The 17,548-nt window shown below is 71.2% G+C and carries 14 protein-coding genes; 5 read left to right on the top strand and 9 right to left on the bottom strand.

Translation table 11 applies throughout. The features are described from left to right. Positions 1-3: 3 nt before the first annotated feature. The gene (gene flgC, locus AAHG03_RS13930; RefSeq protein WP_342151274.1) at positions 4-420 is read right to left on the bottom strand and encodes a flagellar basal body rod protein FlgC; all 417 of its coding nucleotides are present in this window, start codon (positions 418-420) and stop codon (positions 4-6) included. Then, a complete protein-coding gene (gene flgB, locus AAHG03_RS13925) occupies positions 417-803 on the bottom strand; it encodes a flagellar basal body rod protein FlgB (RefSeq protein ID WP_342151273.1) in 387 nt (128 codons plus the stop codon). The genes flgC and flgB overlap by 4 nt, the downstream gene beginning before the upstream one ends. A 195-nt stretch (positions 804-998) precedes the next feature. Between flgB and AAHG03_RS13920 the strand changes: the two genes are divergently transcribed. Beyond that, complete coding sequence (locus AAHG03_RS13920; protein ID WP_342151272.1) at positions 999-3,617, top strand: heparinase II/III domain-containing protein; 2,619 nt, start codon at positions 999-1,001, stop codon at positions 3,615-3,617. 104 nt (positions 3,618-3,721) lie between these two features. Here the strand turns inward: AAHG03_RS13920 and AAHG03_RS13915 are convergent, their stop codons facing one another. The 3 genes from AAHG03_RS13915 to dnaG form a co-directional block, all read right to left on the bottom strand. Further along, complete coding sequence (locus AAHG03_RS13915) at positions 3,722-4,096, bottom strand: hypothetical protein (RefSeq protein ID WP_342151271.1); 375 nt, start codon at positions 4,094-4,096, stop codon at positions 3,722-3,724. A gap of 419 nt (positions 4,097-4,515) precedes the next feature. Next, a complete protein-coding gene (rpoD, locus tag AAHG03_RS13905; protein ID WP_342151270.1) occupies positions 4,516-6,516 on the bottom strand; it encodes an RNA polymerase sigma factor RpoD in 2,001 nt (666 codons plus the stop codon). Positions 6,517-6,726: 210 nt separating this feature from the next. Continuing rightward, the gene (gene dnaG, locus AAHG03_RS13900; protein WP_342151269.1) at positions 6,727-8,637 is read right to left on the bottom strand and encodes a DNA primase; all 1,911 of its coding nucleotides are present in this window, start codon (positions 8,635-8,637) and stop codon (positions 6,727-6,729) included. 122 nt (positions 8,638-8,759) lie between these two features. On the opposite strand from dnaG, the gene AAHG03_RS13895 reads away from it, so the two are divergent. Together AAHG03_RS13895 and AAHG03_RS13890 are read left to right on the top strand one after the other, a co-directional pair. Next, positions 8,760-9,713 (top strand): SMP-30/gluconolactonase/LRE family protein, encoded by a 954-nt coding sequence (locus AAHG03_RS13895; RefSeq protein WP_342151268.1) that lies wholly within the window; start codon positions 8,760-8,762, stop codon positions 9,711-9,713. 209 nt (positions 9,714-9,922) lie between these two features. Further along, positions 9,923-11,077, top strand: a complete 1,155-nt coding sequence (locus tag AAHG03_RS13890; protein ID WP_342151267.1) for an L-dopachrome tautomerase-related protein — start codon at positions 9,923-9,925, stop codon at positions 11,075-11,077. A 3-nt stretch (positions 11,078-11,080) separates the two neighbouring features. Here the strand turns inward: AAHG03_RS13890 and AAHG03_RS13885 are convergent, their stop codons facing one another. Further along, the gene (locus AAHG03_RS13885) at positions 11,081-11,539 is read right to left on the bottom strand and encodes a GatB/YqeY domain-containing protein (RefSeq protein WP_342151266.1); all 459 of its coding nucleotides are present in this window, start codon (positions 11,537-11,539) and stop codon (positions 11,081-11,083) included. A 192-nt stretch (positions 11,540-11,731) separates the two neighbouring features. Here AAHG03_RS13885 and carA point away from each other — a divergent pair, with 192 nt between their 5' ends. After that, the gene (carA, locus tag AAHG03_RS13880; RefSeq protein WP_342151265.1) at positions 11,732-12,961 is read left to right on the top strand and encodes a glutamine-hydrolyzing carbamoyl-phosphate synthase small subunit; all 1,230 of its coding nucleotides are present in this window, start codon (positions 11,732-11,734) and stop codon (positions 12,959-12,961) included. Here the strand turns inward: carA and AAHG03_RS13875 are convergent. The 3 genes from AAHG03_RS13875 to AAHG03_RS13865 form a co-directional block, all read right to left on the bottom strand. Then, positions 12,907-14,229 (bottom strand): MFS transporter, encoded by a 1,323-nt coding sequence (locus AAHG03_RS13875; protein WP_342151264.1) that lies wholly within the window; start codon positions 14,227-14,229, stop codon positions 12,907-12,909. The two genes, carA and AAHG03_RS13875, sit on opposite strands and share 55 nt — an antisense overlap. Beyond that, the gene (locus tag AAHG03_RS13870; RefSeq protein ID WP_342151263.1) at positions 14,208-15,188 is read right to left on the bottom strand and encodes a helix-turn-helix domain-containing protein; all 981 of its coding nucleotides are present in this window, start codon (positions 15,186-15,188) and stop codon (positions 14,208-14,210) included. The genes AAHG03_RS13875 and AAHG03_RS13870 overlap by 22 nt, the downstream gene beginning before the upstream one ends. A 299-nt stretch (positions 15,189-15,487) precedes the next feature. Next, a complete protein-coding gene (locus AAHG03_RS13865) occupies positions 15,488-15,856 on the bottom strand; it encodes a hypothetical protein (protein WP_342151262.1) in 369 nt (122 codons plus the stop codon). Between the two features lie 204 nt (positions 15,857-16,060). On the opposite strand from AAHG03_RS13865, the gene AAHG03_RS13860 reads away from it, so the two are divergent. After that, on the top strand, positions 16,061-17,326 hold the full coding sequence (locus AAHG03_RS13860; RefSeq protein WP_342151261.1) for an adenylate/guanylate cyclase domain-containing protein: 1,266 nt from the start codon (positions 16,061-16,063) through the stop codon (positions 17,324-17,326). Positions 17,327-17,548: the final 222 nt, after the last annotated feature.

The following is a 17,548-nucleotide window of genomic DNA, read 5'->3' as shown; positions in this document are numbered from 1 at the left end:
GTCTCAGGACTTGAGGAGATCGATCACGCCCGCGACCATGGCGCGGGCCTGTTTGATCACTTGGAGGTTCGCTTCGTAGGAGCGGTTGGCCTCGCGCATGTCCGCCATCTCGACGAGCATGTTGACGTTTGGCAGCTTGACGTTGCCATCCTCGTCGGCGGCCGGGTTGGCCGGGTCGTGCTCGGTGCGGAACGGGGTCTTGTCGGTGTCGAGCTTGGCCAGCCGCACCGAGGCGAAGCCGGCGGCGCGGTCGAGTTCGGCCCGGAACGTCACCGTCTTGCGGGCATAGGGGTCGGCGCCGGGGGTCTCGCCGGTCGATTGCGCGTTGGCGAGGTTCTCCGAGACGACGCGCATGCGCACCGACTGGGCCTGGAGCCCGGCCGCCGCGAGCCGGGAGGCGGAGAGCAGCGGATCGATCATGACCCGCTCCGCACGGCCGACATCAGCATCCGGTGGAACGACTTGACCACCGCGTTGTCGAGGTTGCTCTGGCGCGCGACCTCGCCGCCCTTGAGCATCTCCTGCTCCAGGCTGACGCCGGCGGACGATTCGAGGGTCTCCCAGCCGCCGCCCGCGTCGGTGCGCACCGGGATGCGGGCGCCCTGTCCCTCGATGTGGCGGCCCGCCGTCATCTGCATGTCGAGGCCGGTCTTCGCCAACACCTGGGCGAAGGGCACCACGTCGCGGGCCTTGTAGCCGGCGGTGTTCGCGTTCGCGACGTTGCCCGCGATGGTGGCCTGCCGCACCGCGAGGTAGCGCGCGTGCTGCGAGGCGAGGTCGAACAGGTAGACGCCCGTCGTCATGGCAACGTCCCCCTCCTGTAAAGGGCCCGTCGGTGATGTGAGGGGGCGGAAGCCCCCTCGTCTCCCTGCGGTTTAGGTCGGCAATCTTGCATGGGGCTGGCTCCCGGCTTGACAGGACGCGCCTACCCGGTGCGCCTGCGGCCATGGATGCGCGCGACGGGGAATTTGGGTTTGGAGCCTGATGAGGCGGAAGCCGTGATCCTCCGCGTGCCGGCCTCGGCCCGCTATGCCGGCGGTGCCGGGCCCGGTGGGCGCGCGGGCCTGCACGTCGTCGCCCCGAACCACCGCTTCGCCCGCGCCGTGCTCGGCTTCGAGGACTTGCGCCCCGGCGCCTGGGCCTGCCTGCGGCTCGCGCTCGCCTACGACGAGGCGGAGGCCTCGGGGCTCAGCCCCGACAGCCTCGCGCTCGGGTTCGATTTCCTGGCCGGCGACGGATCGAGCCTCGATCTCGACCACGTGCCGGGGCTGGTGCGCAGCCTGCTCGATCCGCACGCCGCCTGGGTGCCCGGCCCGGCGCTCGCCGACGATGTCCTGCGGGTCGCCTTCCGCATGCCGGATCAGGCCCGCGACCTCGCCGTCACCGTACGCTCCTGGCGCAACACCGCCCCGGTCATCGTGTCCGATCCGGTGATCCTCTTGGGCGAGCCCGATCCGGAGGCCGCGCCGCGCCGCCGCCTGCTCGACGAAAACCCGCTGCCGCTGCACTTCGCCCTGCCGGACGGCGTCGGACTGGCGCTGCGGGGCCAGCTCTACGCCCCGGTGCCGGACGAGCACGCCGCGCGGGTGCGCCTCGTCTACCGGGACGGCGCGGGCGCCGAGATGGCGCCGCCCTATCCCGGCGCCCTCTCGGTCCCCGGCCTCGGGGCGGTGTTCAACCTCGCCGCCGTGCCGCAGGCGCGCCGCTTCACCCTCGATCTGCGCCCGCCGACCGGCGCGGCGGCGGTCGATCTCCAGATCGGCCCGTGGGAGGATGCGGAGCGCGCAAGCGGCGCCGAGCTGATCGGCGTGCCGGAACTCGCCCTCGAAGACGAGTTACGGCTGGAAAGCCTGTGCGGCGACGACGCCCTCGACGCCCCGGCCTTCCTCGCCCGCCTCGCCGACCGCCTCGGCCTGCCCGAGGACGCGCCCGCGGGCTGGCTCGGCGCGATCGGCGAGGGCGTCGCCCCGCTCGCCCGCGCCCGCGCGTTGCGTGCGGGCCCCGACCGCAGCGCCCGGCTCGACCTGGAGGGCGGCGTCGTGCTCGGCCTCGCCGGCCTGCCGGACTGGACGCTTCCGGATGGGCCGGCGGATGGGCCTGATTGGCGCGAGGACCCGTTCCGCTCGGTCGCGTGGCGCCTCGCCTACCAGTCGCTGACATGGCTGCTGCCGCTCGCCGCCCAGCCCGAGGGCATCGCGCGCGCCCGCGGCCTCGCCGCATCGTGGTCGGCGGCCAACCCCTGGGGCCAGCCGAGCGACCCGCTCAGCCTGCATCCGGCCGCCCTCGCGCCGCGCGCCGAGGTGCTGGCGAGCCTGCTGCTGGACGAGGGCGCGGACCGCGACGCCATCGCGGCGGAGGCGGCGCGGCACGGCTTCGCGCTCGCCGAGATCGTCGGGGCGAACACGCTTGCCCGCGGCCTCCCCGGCCTCCAGGCGGCGGCCGCCCTGCTGGCCCTCGCCCGCGCGCTGCCGGCCTTCCCGTTCGCGCCGTTCTGGGAGACGCTGAGTCGTCGCAGCCTGGACCAGGGCTTCGACGCGTTGCTGAGTGCCGACGGCCGCTTCGCCGAATCCGCCGTGCAGCGCCGGCTCGATCTGCTGGGGCTCGGCCGCGGCGTCTCCGAGGCTTTGGGCGACACGGCGCCCGGCCCGGCCATCGCGGCCCGCGTCGCGGCGTCCCTGCCCGGCCTCGCCCGGCTGCTCGATCCGGGCGGGCGGCTGCCGCCCTTCGGCGACGGCTCCACCGCCATCGACCATGCCGGCTGGGTCGCCCGGCTCGCCGTGTCCGAGCCGTCCGAACTCTTCGCCGCCCGCGAGGAGGCGCCCGCCGAGCCCGCGGAGGCCGGCGACGTCACGGTCCTGCGCTACGACGGGCCGGAGCGGGGCTGGGCCTATTTTGCCTGCCAGCATGCCGGCCAATCTCTGCCGGAGCACCGCGACGCCACCTCCTTCGTCTTCGCGACCGGGGGCTCACGCTGGATCGTGGAGGGCGGCGGCGAAGGGACCGAGACGGGGCCGGCGCGCCACTACCTGCTCTCGCCGCGTGCCCACAACGTCGCGATTCCCGATGGCCGCGAGCCGATGGCCGGGCGCGCGTGGCCGCTGGGCCGACTCGATCTCGACGGGGGGCGGCTGCTCGCCTTCGCCAGCACCATTCACGGGCCGGACTACGCGCATGCCCGCCTGTTCCTCGTCCTCGACGATCTCGACGGGCTGGCGGTGCTCGACCGCTTCGTGCGCGTCGGCGACGCCGCGGGGCGAGCCATCGCCTTCGAGGGGCTGCTGCACCTGCCCCCGGACACCCTCGTCGCGCTGTCGGGCCCGCGCCGGGCGCTCGCGCGGCAGGATAGCGGCCGGCTCGATCTCCAGCCCTGGACCGTGACCGGGCAGGCGGCGGGGCTCGACGTGGTGATCGGGCGCAGCGACCGTCCGGGGCGGATGCAGGGCTTCGTCGCAGCCGGCAATGGCGGCCTGCGGGCGGCGCCGGTGCTGCGCTACGCCTTCCACGGCCGCGGCAGCGTCTGCGGCGGCATGATGCTCGCCGCAGACAGCGAAGCCGAGCGTCGCCTCGTGCGGCTGCTCGGCACGGACGCCGTGCGGCGTCTGACGGAGGGCAACTGAATCAAGCGACGATGAACCTCTCATCGTCGCTTGCCCCCGCGACTGCGGGGCGGCGGTCGTCCGCCGGGCGCACGGACCTCGGTCCGTGCAACTCAGTAAGGGCTTTAAAAGCCCGCGAGCAGGACGGCGACGGCGCGGTCGATCGAGAGATAGAACACGCCGAAGGCGACCGCCGCGGCGGCGGCGAATTCCAGCGTCTGGTTCGGCAGGGTCTGGAACCGGCGCATGGTCTCGCGGCCGAAATAGGCCGAGGCCCAGGCAAACGTCAGCACGGCCGGGAGGATGAACAGGTAGGACAGCGTGCTCTCGACCCGCAGCGGGCCGGCGGGATCGATCAGCGCCCGGATGTTGCGCACCCACGGGGCATACGCCGCCGCGTAGAGCGCCGTCAGCCACGACAGGCCGACCGCGACCCCGAGATGCAGCGTGAACTGGCGGTGCAGGCGCGAGAAGTCGTCGCGCGCGTCGTCGAACGTCATCCGGCAAACCCCCAAACATCGAGCCGGCCGGTGATTCTGGCGTCCCGGCCTCGTGAGACCTGGGGATGCCGGGGAAGTCTGGGTTTTTTGTGACGCGGGCGGGAACCTTTTGGTGGGAGGGTGTGGGGCGAAACGAAAACGGCCGCCGAGGGGGCGGCCGAACGTCTTACGATTGAGAGCAAAGTCAGCCGCGCATCCCCTCGCCCCGCACGCGGGGAGAGGGCTTCGATGACCTCGTCGTCATCGAAGCGAGGCGGCAGCCGAAGGTGAGGGGGCCTGTCCGAGGGAGCCTCTTCCGTAGAGTCCCCCTCACCCCCGCTACCGCTCATCGCGACGACGACGGGGTCGTCGCGACACTCTCCCCGCGTGCGGGGAGAGGGGGGAGCCGCGGGCTCCCGATGCGAACAATAGGGCTGGCCTCAGTTGTCCAAGAAGCTCCGCAGCTTCCGGGACCGGCTCGGGTGCTTCAGCTTGCGCAGCGCCTTCGCCTCGATCTGGCGGATGCGCTCGCGGGTCACCGAGAACTGCTGGCCGACCTCTTCGAGGGTGTGGTCGGTGTTCATGCCGATGCCGAAGCGCATGCGCAGCACGCGCTCCTCGCGCGGCGTCAGCGAGGCCAGCACGCGGGTCGTGGTCTCGCGCAGGTTCGACTGGATCGCCGCGTCGATCGGCAGGACGACGTTCTTGTCCTCGATGAAGTCGCCGAGATGCGAATCCTCCTCGTCACCGATGGGCGTCTCGAGGGAGATCGGCTCCTTCGCGATCTTCAGAACTTTTCGGACCTTCTCCAGCGGCATCGCCAGCTTCTCGGCCAGCTCCTCCGGAGTCGGTTCGCGGCCGATCTCGTGCAGCATCTGGCGCGACGTGCGGACGATCTTGTTGATCGTCTCGATCATGTGCACCGGGATGCGGATCGTGCGGGCCTGATCCGCGATCGAGCGGGTGATCGCCTGCCGGATCCACCACGTGGCGTAGGTCGAGAACTTGTAGCCGCGGCGGTACTCGAACTTATCGACCGCCTTCATCAGGCCGATGTTGCCCTCCTGGATCAGGTCCAGGAACTGCAGGCCGCGGTTGGTGTACTTCTTGGCGATCGAGATCACGAGGCGGAGGTTGGCCTCGATCATCTCCTTCTTGGCCTGCCGCGCCTCGCGCTCGCCCTTCTGGACCATCGCGACGATCTTGCGGTACTCGCCGATCTGCAGGCCCGTCTCGGAGGCGAGCGTCAGGATCTGCTCGCGCAGGTCGGCGACCTGGCGGCCGCCCTTCTCGACGAAGTTCTTCCAGCCCTTGCCGCCGAGCGTGCCGACGCGCTGCATCCAGTTCGGGTCGAGTTCCCAGCCCTGGTAGTGGCGCAGGAACTCGTCGCGGGCGACGCCGTGGTTCTCGGCGGCGCGCATCAGGCGGCCCTCGTGCGAGATGAGGCGCTTGTTGATGTCGTAGAGCTGCTCGACCAGGGCCTCGATGCGGTTGGCGTTGAGCGAGAGCGACTTCACGTCGGTGACGACGATGTCCTTCAGCTCCGCCTGCTTCTTGCCCTGCGCGGCCGTCGGCGTGCCGCCGCCCGCCTTCAGCTCGGTCTCCTCGTTCTGGAGCTTGCGGAGTTTCCGGTAGTTCGAGGCGATGTTGTCGAAGGTCTCGAGCACGCGCGGCTTGATCTCGGCCTCCATGGCCGCGAGCGACACGTTGTTCTCCATGTCGTCCTCGTCGTCGCCGCCTTCCGGCGGGACGGGGCCTTCGCCCTCCTCGGACTCCTCCGCGCCTTCCTCAGGCGTCTGCGGCGCGCCGCGGGCGTCGGGGCCGGCATAGGTCGCTTCGAGGTCGATGATGTCGCGCAGCAGCACCTTGCCGTCGACGAGTTCGTCGCGCCAGATGATGATGGCCTGGAAGGTCAGCGGGCTCTCGCACAGGCCCGCGATCATCGCCTCGCGGCCGGCCTCGATGCGCTTGGCGATGGCGATCTCGCCCTCGCGCGACAGCAGCTCGACCGAGCCCATCTCGCGCAGGTACATCCGCACCGGATCGTCGGTACGGTCGGTCGGCTCCTTGGCGGTGGGCGTGGCGACCGCGACGGCGCGCGCCGTCGTGGTCTCGGCGACCTCGCCGCCCTCGGACGCCTCTTCGTCCTCGCCCGCCTCGCCGTTGGCCTTGGCCTCGGTCGCGGTCTCCTCGGACTCCTCCGCCTCGACGACGCGGATGCCCATGTCGTCGAGCTGCGCGAGCACGTCCTCGATCTGGTCGCCGTCGACCTGACCGTCGGGCAGGACCTCGTTGATCTCCTCGTAGGTGACGTAGCCGCGCTTCTTGGCGAGCTTCACCATCCGCTTGACCGCGGCATCCGTCAGGTCGAGGAGCGGCCCGTCGGTCGGTTGCTCCTGGGCGGCGTCCGCATCGTCCCGCTCGGTTGCCTTCGTTGCCATGCTCAGCCTATTGTTCTCGTGGCGGCGGCCGGGGCTTTGTTAGCCCGCGCGCTCCCCGCGAAAGACACGTCGCAATGTAGGGGAATGGCGCGCTTGTCGAGTGCCCGCGCCGATTCTCGTTGCATTCGCTCTAGCCTGCCGCCCCTTGACCGTCCGTTAACCATAACGACCGGCCTGCCGCCGTCGCAGCGGGGCCACGCTTTCGCGAAATCAATCGTCTTTGGCGACCTCCGCCTCGGCTTCCGCTGCGGCGATCACCGCGAGTTGCTGCTGCACGTCGCATAGCCACGCGAAATGGGCTTCCGACCCATCCTCGGCAAGGGCGCGCTCAGCTTGGTGAAGCTCGCTATGTAGGGCTCCCGATTGCCGGTGCAAGATCACCGCCTGATGCAGGGTATGTTCCAGACGCTGCGGATCGGCATGCGGATCGAGCATCCAGCGGTCGCCGGGATTGACGAGCGAAGCCAGCCGCGCATGCGCCTCCTCCAGCCCGGCCCGGCGCAGGCGCGATTCCATCAGCTCGGGCTCCAGCGCATCGACCTCGGCGGCGCGCTCCAAGAGCACGTCGCGCAGGGCTTGCGCGTCCGGGTTGACGAGTTCGAGGGCGGCCAGCGCTTCTTCCTCAATGCCCAGAAGCTCCGGGTGGGCGAGCAGGCTCGCGACGATCATCGCCTCGCGCTTGGCCGCTCGCCCGCCCTGCACGGGGGCCGGGGCCGTCACCTTGAGGAGCGGGTTGAAGCCGGTGACGATGCGCGGCGAGGGCGGCGGATCGCCCGGCCGCGGGCGGCGCTGGAACGGGGCGCGCGGGGGCCGCGGACCGGCGGCATAGCCGTTGTCACCGCGCTCCGGCCGTCCGCCCGACAGCCCGCGCAGGCGCCCGTCGATCTCGTCGCGGTAGAACCGCCGCACGGTCTCGTCGCGGATGCCGGCCACCGCCTCGCGCAGCGTCTTGGCCAGACCCGCCCGGCGCTCCGGGGTGTCGAGGGCGCCGGCCGCCGTCTCGCGGGCCCACAGCACGTCGACCAGCGGTTGGGCCGAGGCCAGCACCATGTCGATGGCCGCCGCGCCCCCGGAGCGGGCGAGGTCGTCCGGGTCCTGGCCCTGCGGGAGCATCGCGACCCGCAGGGACTTGCCCGGCTCCAGCATCGGCAGCGCCACGTCCAGCGCCCGGAAGGCGGCGCGCTGCCCGGCGCCGTCGCCGTCGAAGCACAGGATCGGCTCGTCGGCGTGGCGCCAGAGCAGGGCCAGCTGGTCCTCGGTGAGCGCGGTGCCGAGCGGCGCCACCGTCTCGGGGAACCCCGCCAGCGTCATGGCGATGACATCGACGTAGCCCTCCACCGCGACGATGCGCTCGCGGTCGTGGGCGCTCTTGCGGGCGAGATCGAGGTTGTAGAGCATCCGCCCCTTGTGGAAGAGCGGCGTCTCCGGCGAGTTCATGTACTTGGCCTTGGCCTCGGCCTGCATCGCCCGCCCGCCGAAGGCGACGACCCGGCCGCGCACGTCGCGGATCGGAAACATCACCCGGTCGCGGAACTTGTCGTAGGGCACGGCGACGCCTTCCGCCGTGGCGAGGAGCCCGAGTTCGAGCATCGTGTCGCGCTCGATGCCCTTGCCAGCGAGATGGTCGCGCAGGCCGTAACGGGCGCTCCCCGCGTAACCCAGGCGGAATTTCTTGCGCGTGCTGTCGCCCAAGCCCCGCCGGTCGAGATAGGCGCGGGCCTCGCCGCCGCCGGGGCCGCGCAGTTGTTCCTCGAAATAGAGGGCGGCGAGTTCCATGATCTCCAGCGCGCCGGTGCGGCGGGCCTCGGCCTGCTCGCTCTCCACCGTCATCTTCGGCAGGCTGACCCCGGCCTCGCCCGCCAGCCGCTCGACGGCTTCCGGGAACGTGACCCCTTCGGTCTCCATCAGGAAGGTGAAGATGTCGCCGTGCTTGCCCGATGAGAAGCAGTGGTAGAACTGCTTCTGGTCGTTCACGTAGAAGCTCGGCGTCTTCTCCGCGTTGAACGGCGACAGGCCGCGCCATTCGCGGCCGGCCTTCTTCAGCTTCACCCGCCGGCCGACCACGTCGGAGGCGGGCAACCGGGTGCGGATCTCTTCGAGGATGTGGGGCGGGTAGCGCACGGATCGTTTCGCTTCGATGGCCGACCGCGGAGGCCCTCCGGCGTGGGGGCGTAGTCTAGCGCGCCATCCCTAACGGAGTCTCGCCGGCGGAGCCTTCCGCGCCGCGATGCGTTGGCGGGCCGATGACGGCTCACTCCCTCACCCGCCGCCCCTTCCTCGGGCTGATGCTGCTCGCGCCCTTCGCCGCCCGCGCCGCCGACGGGCTCGCCGCGATCCTGGCGCCGGGAGCGCAGGTGCGGACGCTCTATGCCGATGGCGAATGGTGCGAGGGCCCGGTCTGGGTGCCGGCGCTGAACAGCCTCGTCTTCAGCGATGTCCGCCGCAACCGGATGATCCGCATCCCCGACGGCGGCGCTCCGGTGACCTTCCGCGACCCCTCGGACAACGCCAACGGCAACACGCTCGACGCGCAAGGCCGGCTCATCACCTGCCAGCACCGCACCGGCCGCGTGGTGCGCCAGGAACCCGATGGGACGTTCACGGTGCTGGCCGAGCGGTTTCGCGGCGGCCGGCTCAATTCGCCCAACGACGCGGTCGTGGCGGGCGACGGGGCGATCTGGTTCACCGACCCGACCTACGGCATCACGCAAGGATCCGAGGGCGAGCCGCGCGCCTCGGAGCAGGCCGGAAGCTTCGTCTACCGTCGCGCGCCGGACGGCACGCTGGCGGCGGTCGCCACCGATTTCCACCAGCCGAATGGGCTCTCCTTCTCGCCGGACGGCCGGGTTCTGTATGTGGCCGAGAGCGGCGGAGCACCGGACGGGGCGATGCCGCGCACCATCCGGGCCTTCGACGTGGCGGGCGGGCGCCTGTCCAACGGCCGCGTCTTCGCCCGGCTGGAAGCCGGCGTGCCGGACGGACTCAAGACCGACACCGACGGCCGCCTCTATGCCGGCACCGGCGACGGGGTGCGGGTGTGGAGCCCGGACGGCACCTTCCTCGGCCGCATCCCGACCGAAGGCCCCTGCGCCAACATCGCCTTCGGCGGCCCGGACGGGCGCCGGCTCTACATCTGCGCCGGGCCGAAGGTGCTGGCGGTGGAGACGCGGGTGCGCGGGGCTCGCGTTCCGGCGTGACGGCCCATCCACCCGCTTCGTCCTACCTCAACCCCCTTCATCCCACCCACACCCCTCATCCAGAGGTGCTGCGCAGCAGCCTCGAAGGAGGGCTCCAGGGATCGCTGAGCGAGCTGGAGCCCTCCTTCGAGGCTTCGCTTCGCTCCGCATCTCAGGATGAGGGGGTTGGGTGGGATGGGACGGATAAACAGGCTCCGAGAGGATACCGAATGACCGACATCGGACGGCGCCATCTCCTCGGCGGCGCGGCGGGCCTGCTGGTCGCAGGCCTCACGGGGGTGCGCCCGGCCCAGGCCGAACCCGGCACCAACCCGCTCGACCTCGTGGTCGCCGCGCAGGCGCCGACGACGCCGACCGGGCTGACGCTTTCGCCCGATGGCCGGATGTTCCTGTTCATGCCCCGGTTCGACGACCGCACGGTCTTCACCGCGGGCGAGGTGTTTCTAGACGGCCGCGTCGTGCCCTACCCGAGCGAGGCGGCCAACAAACCCGATCCGGCGAAGGCCGGGGAGCGGCTGTTTCACGTGCCGAACGGCGTGGTCGATGCCCGCGGGCGGCTCTGGCTGCTCGATGCCGGGCTGATGGCCTCGTCCGGCGAGCCGGTGCCGGGGGCGGCCAAGCTCGTCTGCATCGATCTGGCGTCGAACGCGATCACCCGCACGATCCCGTTGCAGGACGTGGTCACGAAAACCTCGTCGCTCAACGACCTGCGGGTCGATGCGCGGCCCGGCCGCGAGGTCGCGTACATCACCGACCAAGGCCAGGACGGGGCGGGCGCCTTGATCGCCGTCGATCTCGCCAGCGGCCGGGCGCTGCGGCGGCTCGCGAGTCATGCCAGCACGCGCTCGGTCGAGGGTACGCTGAAGATCGTCGAGGGCCGCGTGCTGAAGAAGCGCAAGGCCGACGGGACGACGGGCCCGATCCAGGGCGGGGCCAACGGAATCGCGCTGAGTCCCGACGGGACGCGCCTCTACTACGCGCCGCTGATGAGCCGCCGCCTCTACGTGGTGGACACGGCCGCGCTCCTCGACTCCGCCCGCGACGACGCGTCGGTGGCCGAGACCGTGCGCGACCTCGGCGAGAAGGGCCTGACCGGCGGGCTCGCCGCCGATTCGCGCGACCGGGTGTACCTGAGCCTTCAGGAGTTCGACGCCATCGGCCGCCGCGATCCGGACGGGCGGATCGAGGTCATCGCCCGCGATCCGCGGCTGATTTGGCCCGACACATTCTGGATCACGCCGGACGGCTGGCTCTACCTCTCCGCCGCCCAGGCGAATCGCCGCCCGGAGCACAATGGCGGCGTGGACCGCCAGCGGCCGCCCTACGCGATCTTCCGCATGAAGATCGACGCCGGTCCCGCTTAGCGCTTACTTCCCCGCGAGCGCGTCCTTCACCATCCCGCTCGCCCGGCCGAAATCCATCCGGCCGGTATACTTGCCCTTCAGCGCGGCGATCACCTTGCCCATGTCCTTCGGGCCGGCGGCACCCGTCTCGGCGATGGCCTCCGCGATGGCGGCCTTGGTCTCGGCCTCGTCGAGCTGCTGCGGCAGGAACGTCTGAATGATGCCGGCCTCCGCGCGCTCGGTCTCGGCGAGTTCGGGCCGGCCGCCCTGCTCGTAGACGCTCGCGGCCTCCTGGCGCTGCTTGATCATCTTCTGGAGCAGCGCAAGGATGTCCTCGTCGCTGGTCTCGCCCTTGCCGAGGCCGCGGGCCTCGATGTCCTTGTCCTTGAGCGCCGCCTGGATCATGCGGATCGTCGAGAGCTTCTGCTGCTCGCGGGCCTTCATGGCCTCCTTCATCTCGGCGGTGATGCGCGCGCGCAGCATGATGGTCCGGCTCCAGGCGTGAGTGGCGTGCAGGGCTGGCCGCTTCGTCCAACCCGTTGAAGGCGCGCGGGCGCGCGACCAAGTTGACCCCGAAGCCGCGGGCTCGCTATGAGCCGGGCCAAGATCCCGCACATCCCCGCGACCCTCGATCATGGGCCGCGCGAGGCGGCGGACATAAGCCGGATCGGACCCATGCTGCAAGACGAACCCGCGACCCTGCGCGCCGATCCCGCGTGCAACAACCCCGAGCCCTGGGCCGAGCCGCTGGCGACCGCGCTCCTCGTGCTGGCCGACGGCACCGTGCTCGAAGGCTTCGGCATCGGCCATGAGGGCGTCGCCGACGGCGAGGTCTGCTTCAACACCGCGATGACGGGCTATCAGGAGATCCTGACCGACCCGTCCTACGCCGGGCAGATCGTCACCTTCACCTTCCCGCATATCGGCAATGTCGGCACCAACGACGAGGATCTGGAGAGCCTGGATCAGGCCCCGGCCTCGGGCGTGCGCGGCGCGGTGATCGCGTCGGCCGTCACCAAGCCCTCGAACTGGCGCTCCTCCTCGCATCTCGACGGCTGGCTCAAGGCCCGCGGCATCGTCGGCATCACCGGGATCGACACCCGCGCGCTCACCGCGCTGATCCGCGATCATGGCATGCCCAACGCCGTCATCGCCAACGACGCGAGCGGCCGGTTCGATCGCGAGGCCCTGAAGGCGCGCGCCGCCGCGCTCGCCCCAATGGAAGGCCTCGACCTCGTGCCGCCGGTGACCTCGCGCGAGGCGACCGCCTGGACCCAGACCGTCTGGGCGGTGAAGGGCGGCTACGGCTCGCGCGCGACCGGAGAGGGCCTGAAGGTCGTCGCCATCGATTACGGCGTGAAGCGCAACATCCTGCGCCTGCTGGCGGAAGCCGGCTGCGACGTCACCGTGGTGCCGGCCACGACGACGGCCGAAGAGATCATGGCGATGAAGCCCGACGGCGTGTTCCTGTCGAACGGCCCCGGCGATCCGGCCGCCACCGGCGAATACGCCGTGCCGGTGATCCGCCAATTGCTCGACGAGCGGGTGCCGACCTTCGGCATCTGCCTCGGCCACCAGCTCATGGGCCTCGCGCTCGGCGGGCGCACGGTGAAGATGGGCCAGGGCCATCACGGCGCGAACCATCCGGTGAAGGACCACACCACCGGCAAGGTCGAGATCGTCTCGATGAACCACGGCTTCGCGGTCGATCCGAAGAGCCTGCCGGAGACCGCGGTCGAGACCCACGTCTCGCTGTTCGACGGCTCGAATTGCGGCCTGTCGCTCACCGACCGCCCGGCCTTCTCGGTGCAGCACCACCCGGAGGCCTCGCCCGGCCCGCGCGACAGCCACTATCTGTTCGAGCGCTTCGTCCAGTTGATGCGCGAGAACCGTCGCGAGGGCTGAGTCCACAGGCTCCGCGCCACCGTCGCGGCCAGCGCCCCGAGGCCGCCGACCCCGGCGAAGAGGACGACCAGGGTCAGCCCCAGGCCGTCCTCCCCGAAAACCCGGTCGCTGAGCAGCCCGACGAGCGCCGGCCCGGTGCCGAGGCCGACCAGGGTGATGACGGCGAGGAACAGCCCGCTGACCCGGCCGCGCAGCGCCCGCGGCGTCAGCAGCTGGAGACCCGACAGCCAGGCGGGGCTCGCCATGCCCAGCACGATCACGAGGGCGGCAAAGCCCGCGAGCGAGAGCGTGAGGCTCGGCGACAGGCCGGCGAGCGCGGTGGCCGGCACCGCGAGCCCCAGCGCCAGCGCGAGCAGGCGGGGCGCGGCATCGGTCCGCCCGTTCCGACGCAGGCGGTCGAGGATCGCGCCGCCCGCGAGATGGCCGAAGGGTGCGGCCGCGACCGCGGTCAGCCCGAGCCACAGGCCGCTCTCGGCCGGCGTCAGGCCGAAACGGCGCACGAAGAAGGTCGGCGCCCAGGCCCCCAGCGTCTGGCTCATCAGCACCGAGGCCGTGGCGGCGGCAGCCAGCGCGAGGTAGGCCCCGCGCCGCCGCCCGATCCAGGCCAGCGCGACCCGCGCGCTCACGGGGCGGACCGGCCGCGGCGTCGAACGCACGGTCATCAGGAGAGGAACCAGAAAAAAATTCGGCAGCACGGCGAGGACGAACAGCGTCTGCCACGGCGCCAGCCCCGGCAGCAGCGGCGCGTCGCGGGCCGTGAGCCAGCCGAGCACGAGCCCGCCGAGCAGCAGCGCGAGGCTGCGCCCGAGCGCGGCGCCCGTGGTGAGGCCGGACACGCCGCGGCCGAGGTTTCGCCGGTCGAGCCGCGCCGCCAGCAGCGACAGGGCGGTGGGGGCGAACGCCGCCTGCCCGATCCCGAGGACGAGGCGCGCCGCGAGCAACCCGGCAAAGCTCTCGGCGAACGCACAGGCGAGGGTGGCGCCGCTCCACAGAACGAGGCCGGCGAGCAGCAGCCCGCGCTGCCGCCCCCGGTCGGCGAGCGTGCCGAGGAAGGGGAGGATCAGCGCGTAGGGCAGGACGAAGGCCGAGCCCTGGAGCAGCCCGAGCTGCGTGTCGCTCAAGGACAGGGCCTGCTTGGCCGGCGTTGCCACCAGCGTCAGGAGGAAGCGGTCGGCGAAGGCGGTGAGCTGCATCGCGGCCAGCAAAGCCACGAGCGGCCAGCCGGACAGGCCACCGGAGCGGGGGATCAGGCGAGGGATCGGAACCACGCGTCCATCACATCCCCGCCCGCCGGGCGCGCCGCGCGCGCGGCTTCGCGAAAGCGCCCCGGCGGCTGGCCATGCACGGCGCGGAAGGCGCGGCTGCAATGGCTCTCGCTGGAGAAGCCGTGATCGTAGGTCAGCGTCGTGATCGAGCGCGTTTCGTCCGGGTTGCGGAGCGCCGTGGCGAGCGCGGCCACCCGCCGGGCCAGGATGAACTGCGCCACCCCGCCCAACGGCTCGAACAGGCGATAGAGCACGCTGCGCGACAGGCCCGCGGCGGCGGCGACCGCCTCGGCATCGAGGCGGGGATCGGACAGGCGCTGCACGATGCAGGCCTGAGCCCGCTCCAGGCGCTGGGTGGCCAGGACGGCAGCGGCGGCGTCGCCGACGGGCTCGACCTCTGCGAGCGTGCCGGCGAGCAGTTCGGCCAGCGCCCGGGCCGTACTGTCGGAGGCCGTCGGCGGCAGCGTCGCGCCGCGGCGCATCAGCGACACCATCAGGTCGCCGAGCAGCCCCGAGGCGGCGGCCGGCAGGGGCTGGCCGTGATGGCGCCGGGCGTTCGGCGCGGCGCGCTCCACCACGTCGCGGGCGATCGAGACGGTGACGAAGCGGGCGTCGTCGATGCGGGTGCGCTGCGGGCGCGTCAGGTCGAACAGCACCACCTCGCCCGGCCGCATGCGCCGCTCGTCGCCGAGCGGACCGCCGTGGAAGCGGCCCGCCCGCAGGAGCTGGAGCGTGAAGTGATCGAAGCCATCGCGCCGCACGCGGGCGGGATCGCGGCTGTGCTCGACCGCGCGCAGATGCCGGTCGAACACCAGCAGGCGACCGACCCGATGCGCTTTCACCGAGGCGCCGAAGCCGGCACCGGTCGCCGCGGCATCGGACCCAGCCTTGTACAGGTCGCGGTATCGTTCGAAGCCGTCCGGCGCGTCGGTGGATGAGAAGGTGAAGGCGTGGGGCGGCACGGGCAGGCAAGACCGGAAAAGCCGGCCCGTTCTCCCGCGGATGCAAGACGAAGCCTCGATCCGAGCTTATCCGTCGTGCCGGCTGGACTGGCAATCCGTCATTTGCCGCAGCGTCTTCACGATTCTGCGCAAATTCAGCCCGGAGCGCATTCCGACGAAGTGGACACCGGTTCGTCGAAAGAATGCGCGGCAAAGCAGAGACTTAGAGCCGTATCCGACCTGATGCGATCAGGTCGGATACGGCTCTAAGCCGCGCGGGCGACAAGAGCCCCCTCTTCCCGCGCGGCCCGACCGCAAGACTACTGGACGACGAAGCGCGTCGTACCGGACTTGCGATTCCAGAACAGGGTCACGGTGCTGACGTTGCACAGGTTGACCTCGCGGAACTCGGACTCGTCGCCGTCATTGTAGACGACCTTGATGTCCCACTTGCAGGCCTTCGAGCCGCCGTTGAACGTGATGTTGGCGCTCTCGCCGTCGCCGATCGCATCCTTGCCCATCACGTCCTCGCCCCAATGGCGCTGGCTGACGGGGCCGACATAGACCTCGTCGATCTGGTAGCCGGTGCGGTTGACGATGGTGAAGTCCTGCTTGCCCTGGGCCAGCGCCGGGAGCGGGGCCATCAGGGTCGCGGCGAGGAGGGAGAGGCTCACGGCTTGGCGCAGCATGGTCGATCGGTCTTTCCGTAGGGCGTTCGCGGGAATCGCGCCTCGCGGCTCCCCACCTCGCGTGTAGGGCAGGGGCGGGCGGGCGGCATTGACCGGGCGTCCCGATCGATTGACCCGGCGTCCCACATCCACGAGGGTGCCGGGAGCGGGGGCTATGATCCGGGCAAGCCTTGCCTTGGCCGGCGAAGTGACCACTTTCGGCCGATGCTCGACGAGGACGCCCCGCGACAAGCCCCGACCGCGCTGGCCGACGGATCGGAGGCCGAGGACGTGCCCTTCGGCGCGCTGCAAGCCTGCGTCGGCATCCGCGACTGGCTGCTCGGGGAGGGCGCCCGGCTGCCCAAGGCCGACGATCTGCTCGCCGGCCTCGCCCAGCGCCTCGACGCCATCGGCGTGCCGATCGACCGGGCGACCACCGCCATCGACACGCTGCACTCGGAATATTCCGGCGTCGGCCGGCGCTGGACCCGCGAGGAGGGTTCGAGCGTCCGCCTGTTTCCCCACGGCGAGGCCTCGGAGAAGGCCTATCGCGAGAGCCCGTTCTACACGGTGCATCAATCGGGCGAGTGGCTGGTGCTCGACCTCGCGCGGACGCCGGACGGCGCCTACGCCGTCATCCCCGAGCTGAAGGCCGCGGGCTACACCCACTACATCGTCGCCCCGCTGATCTTCACCAACGGCACCCGCAACGGCATCACCTTCGCGACGCGCTCCAGCGACGGCTTTCGCGACGAGGACATCGCGATCCTGCGCTTCGTCATGCCGACGCTCGCCGCGGTGATGGAGATGCGGCTCCTCAACAAGCAGCTCGACACGGTGCTGCGCATCTATGTCGGCGACGAGCCGCACCGGGCGATTCTGTCCGGCGACATCCGCCGCGGCCAGGTGCGGCGCATCCGCTCGGCGATCCTGTTCGCCGACATGCGCGACTACACCCGCCTCTCCGCCGACCTGACGCCCGAGGGTGCGGTCGATCTCCTCAACGCCTTCTTCGATTGCCTCGTCCCGCCGATCGAGCGGGAGGGCGGCGAGGTGCTGAAATATCTCGGCGACGGCCTGCTCGCGATCTTCCGCGAGCCCGGCGACGACATGGGCAGCGCCGCCAAGGGCGCGCTCACCGCCGCGCAATCGGCCCTCGCGGCCCTCGCCGAGGCCAATTCGGTCGGGCGCTTCGCCGGCAAGACGGTCGATGCCGGCATCGCCCTCCACCACGGCGAGGCCGCCTACGGCAATGTCGGCTCCGGCACCCGCCTCGACTTCACCGTGATCGGCCGCGACGTGAACCTCGCGAGCCGTCTGGCGCGGCTGAACCGCACGCTGCAGGAGCCGCTGCTGATGTCGAAACCCTTCGTGGACTTCCTCTGGGGCGACCCCGAGCCGCTCGGAAGCCACCCCCTCGACGGCTTCCCCGAGCCGATGGCGGTGTTCCGGCCAGAGCGGAAATCGAAGCCGCTGGCGAAGGCGGGGTAGGGGCTGAACTCGATCAGGTTGACCGCGTAAGAGGCTGCTTTCGATCCATCACATACACTTAGGAAGTCCGCTCTTTGGAAAACAATTTGGCTAAGATCACGCAGCATGAGGCGGCCGGGCGACGTTCGCGCACAGCGCCGCCCCAGGTTGTATGGACTAAGCTATGCCGGCAAGGGAACTGGACGGATGCCCCAACGAGCGCCGACGGAAGCGTTGCGTCTC

The organism is Methylorubrum subtropicum (assembly GCF_038442325.1).
Taxonomy (GTDB): Bacteria; Pseudomonadota; Alphaproteobacteria; order Rhizobiales; family Beijerinckiaceae; genus Methylobacterium; species Methylobacterium subtropicum.
The sequence above is the reverse complement of the archived record's forward strand: the minus strand, read 5'-3'. Positions and strand labels throughout refer to the sequence as shown.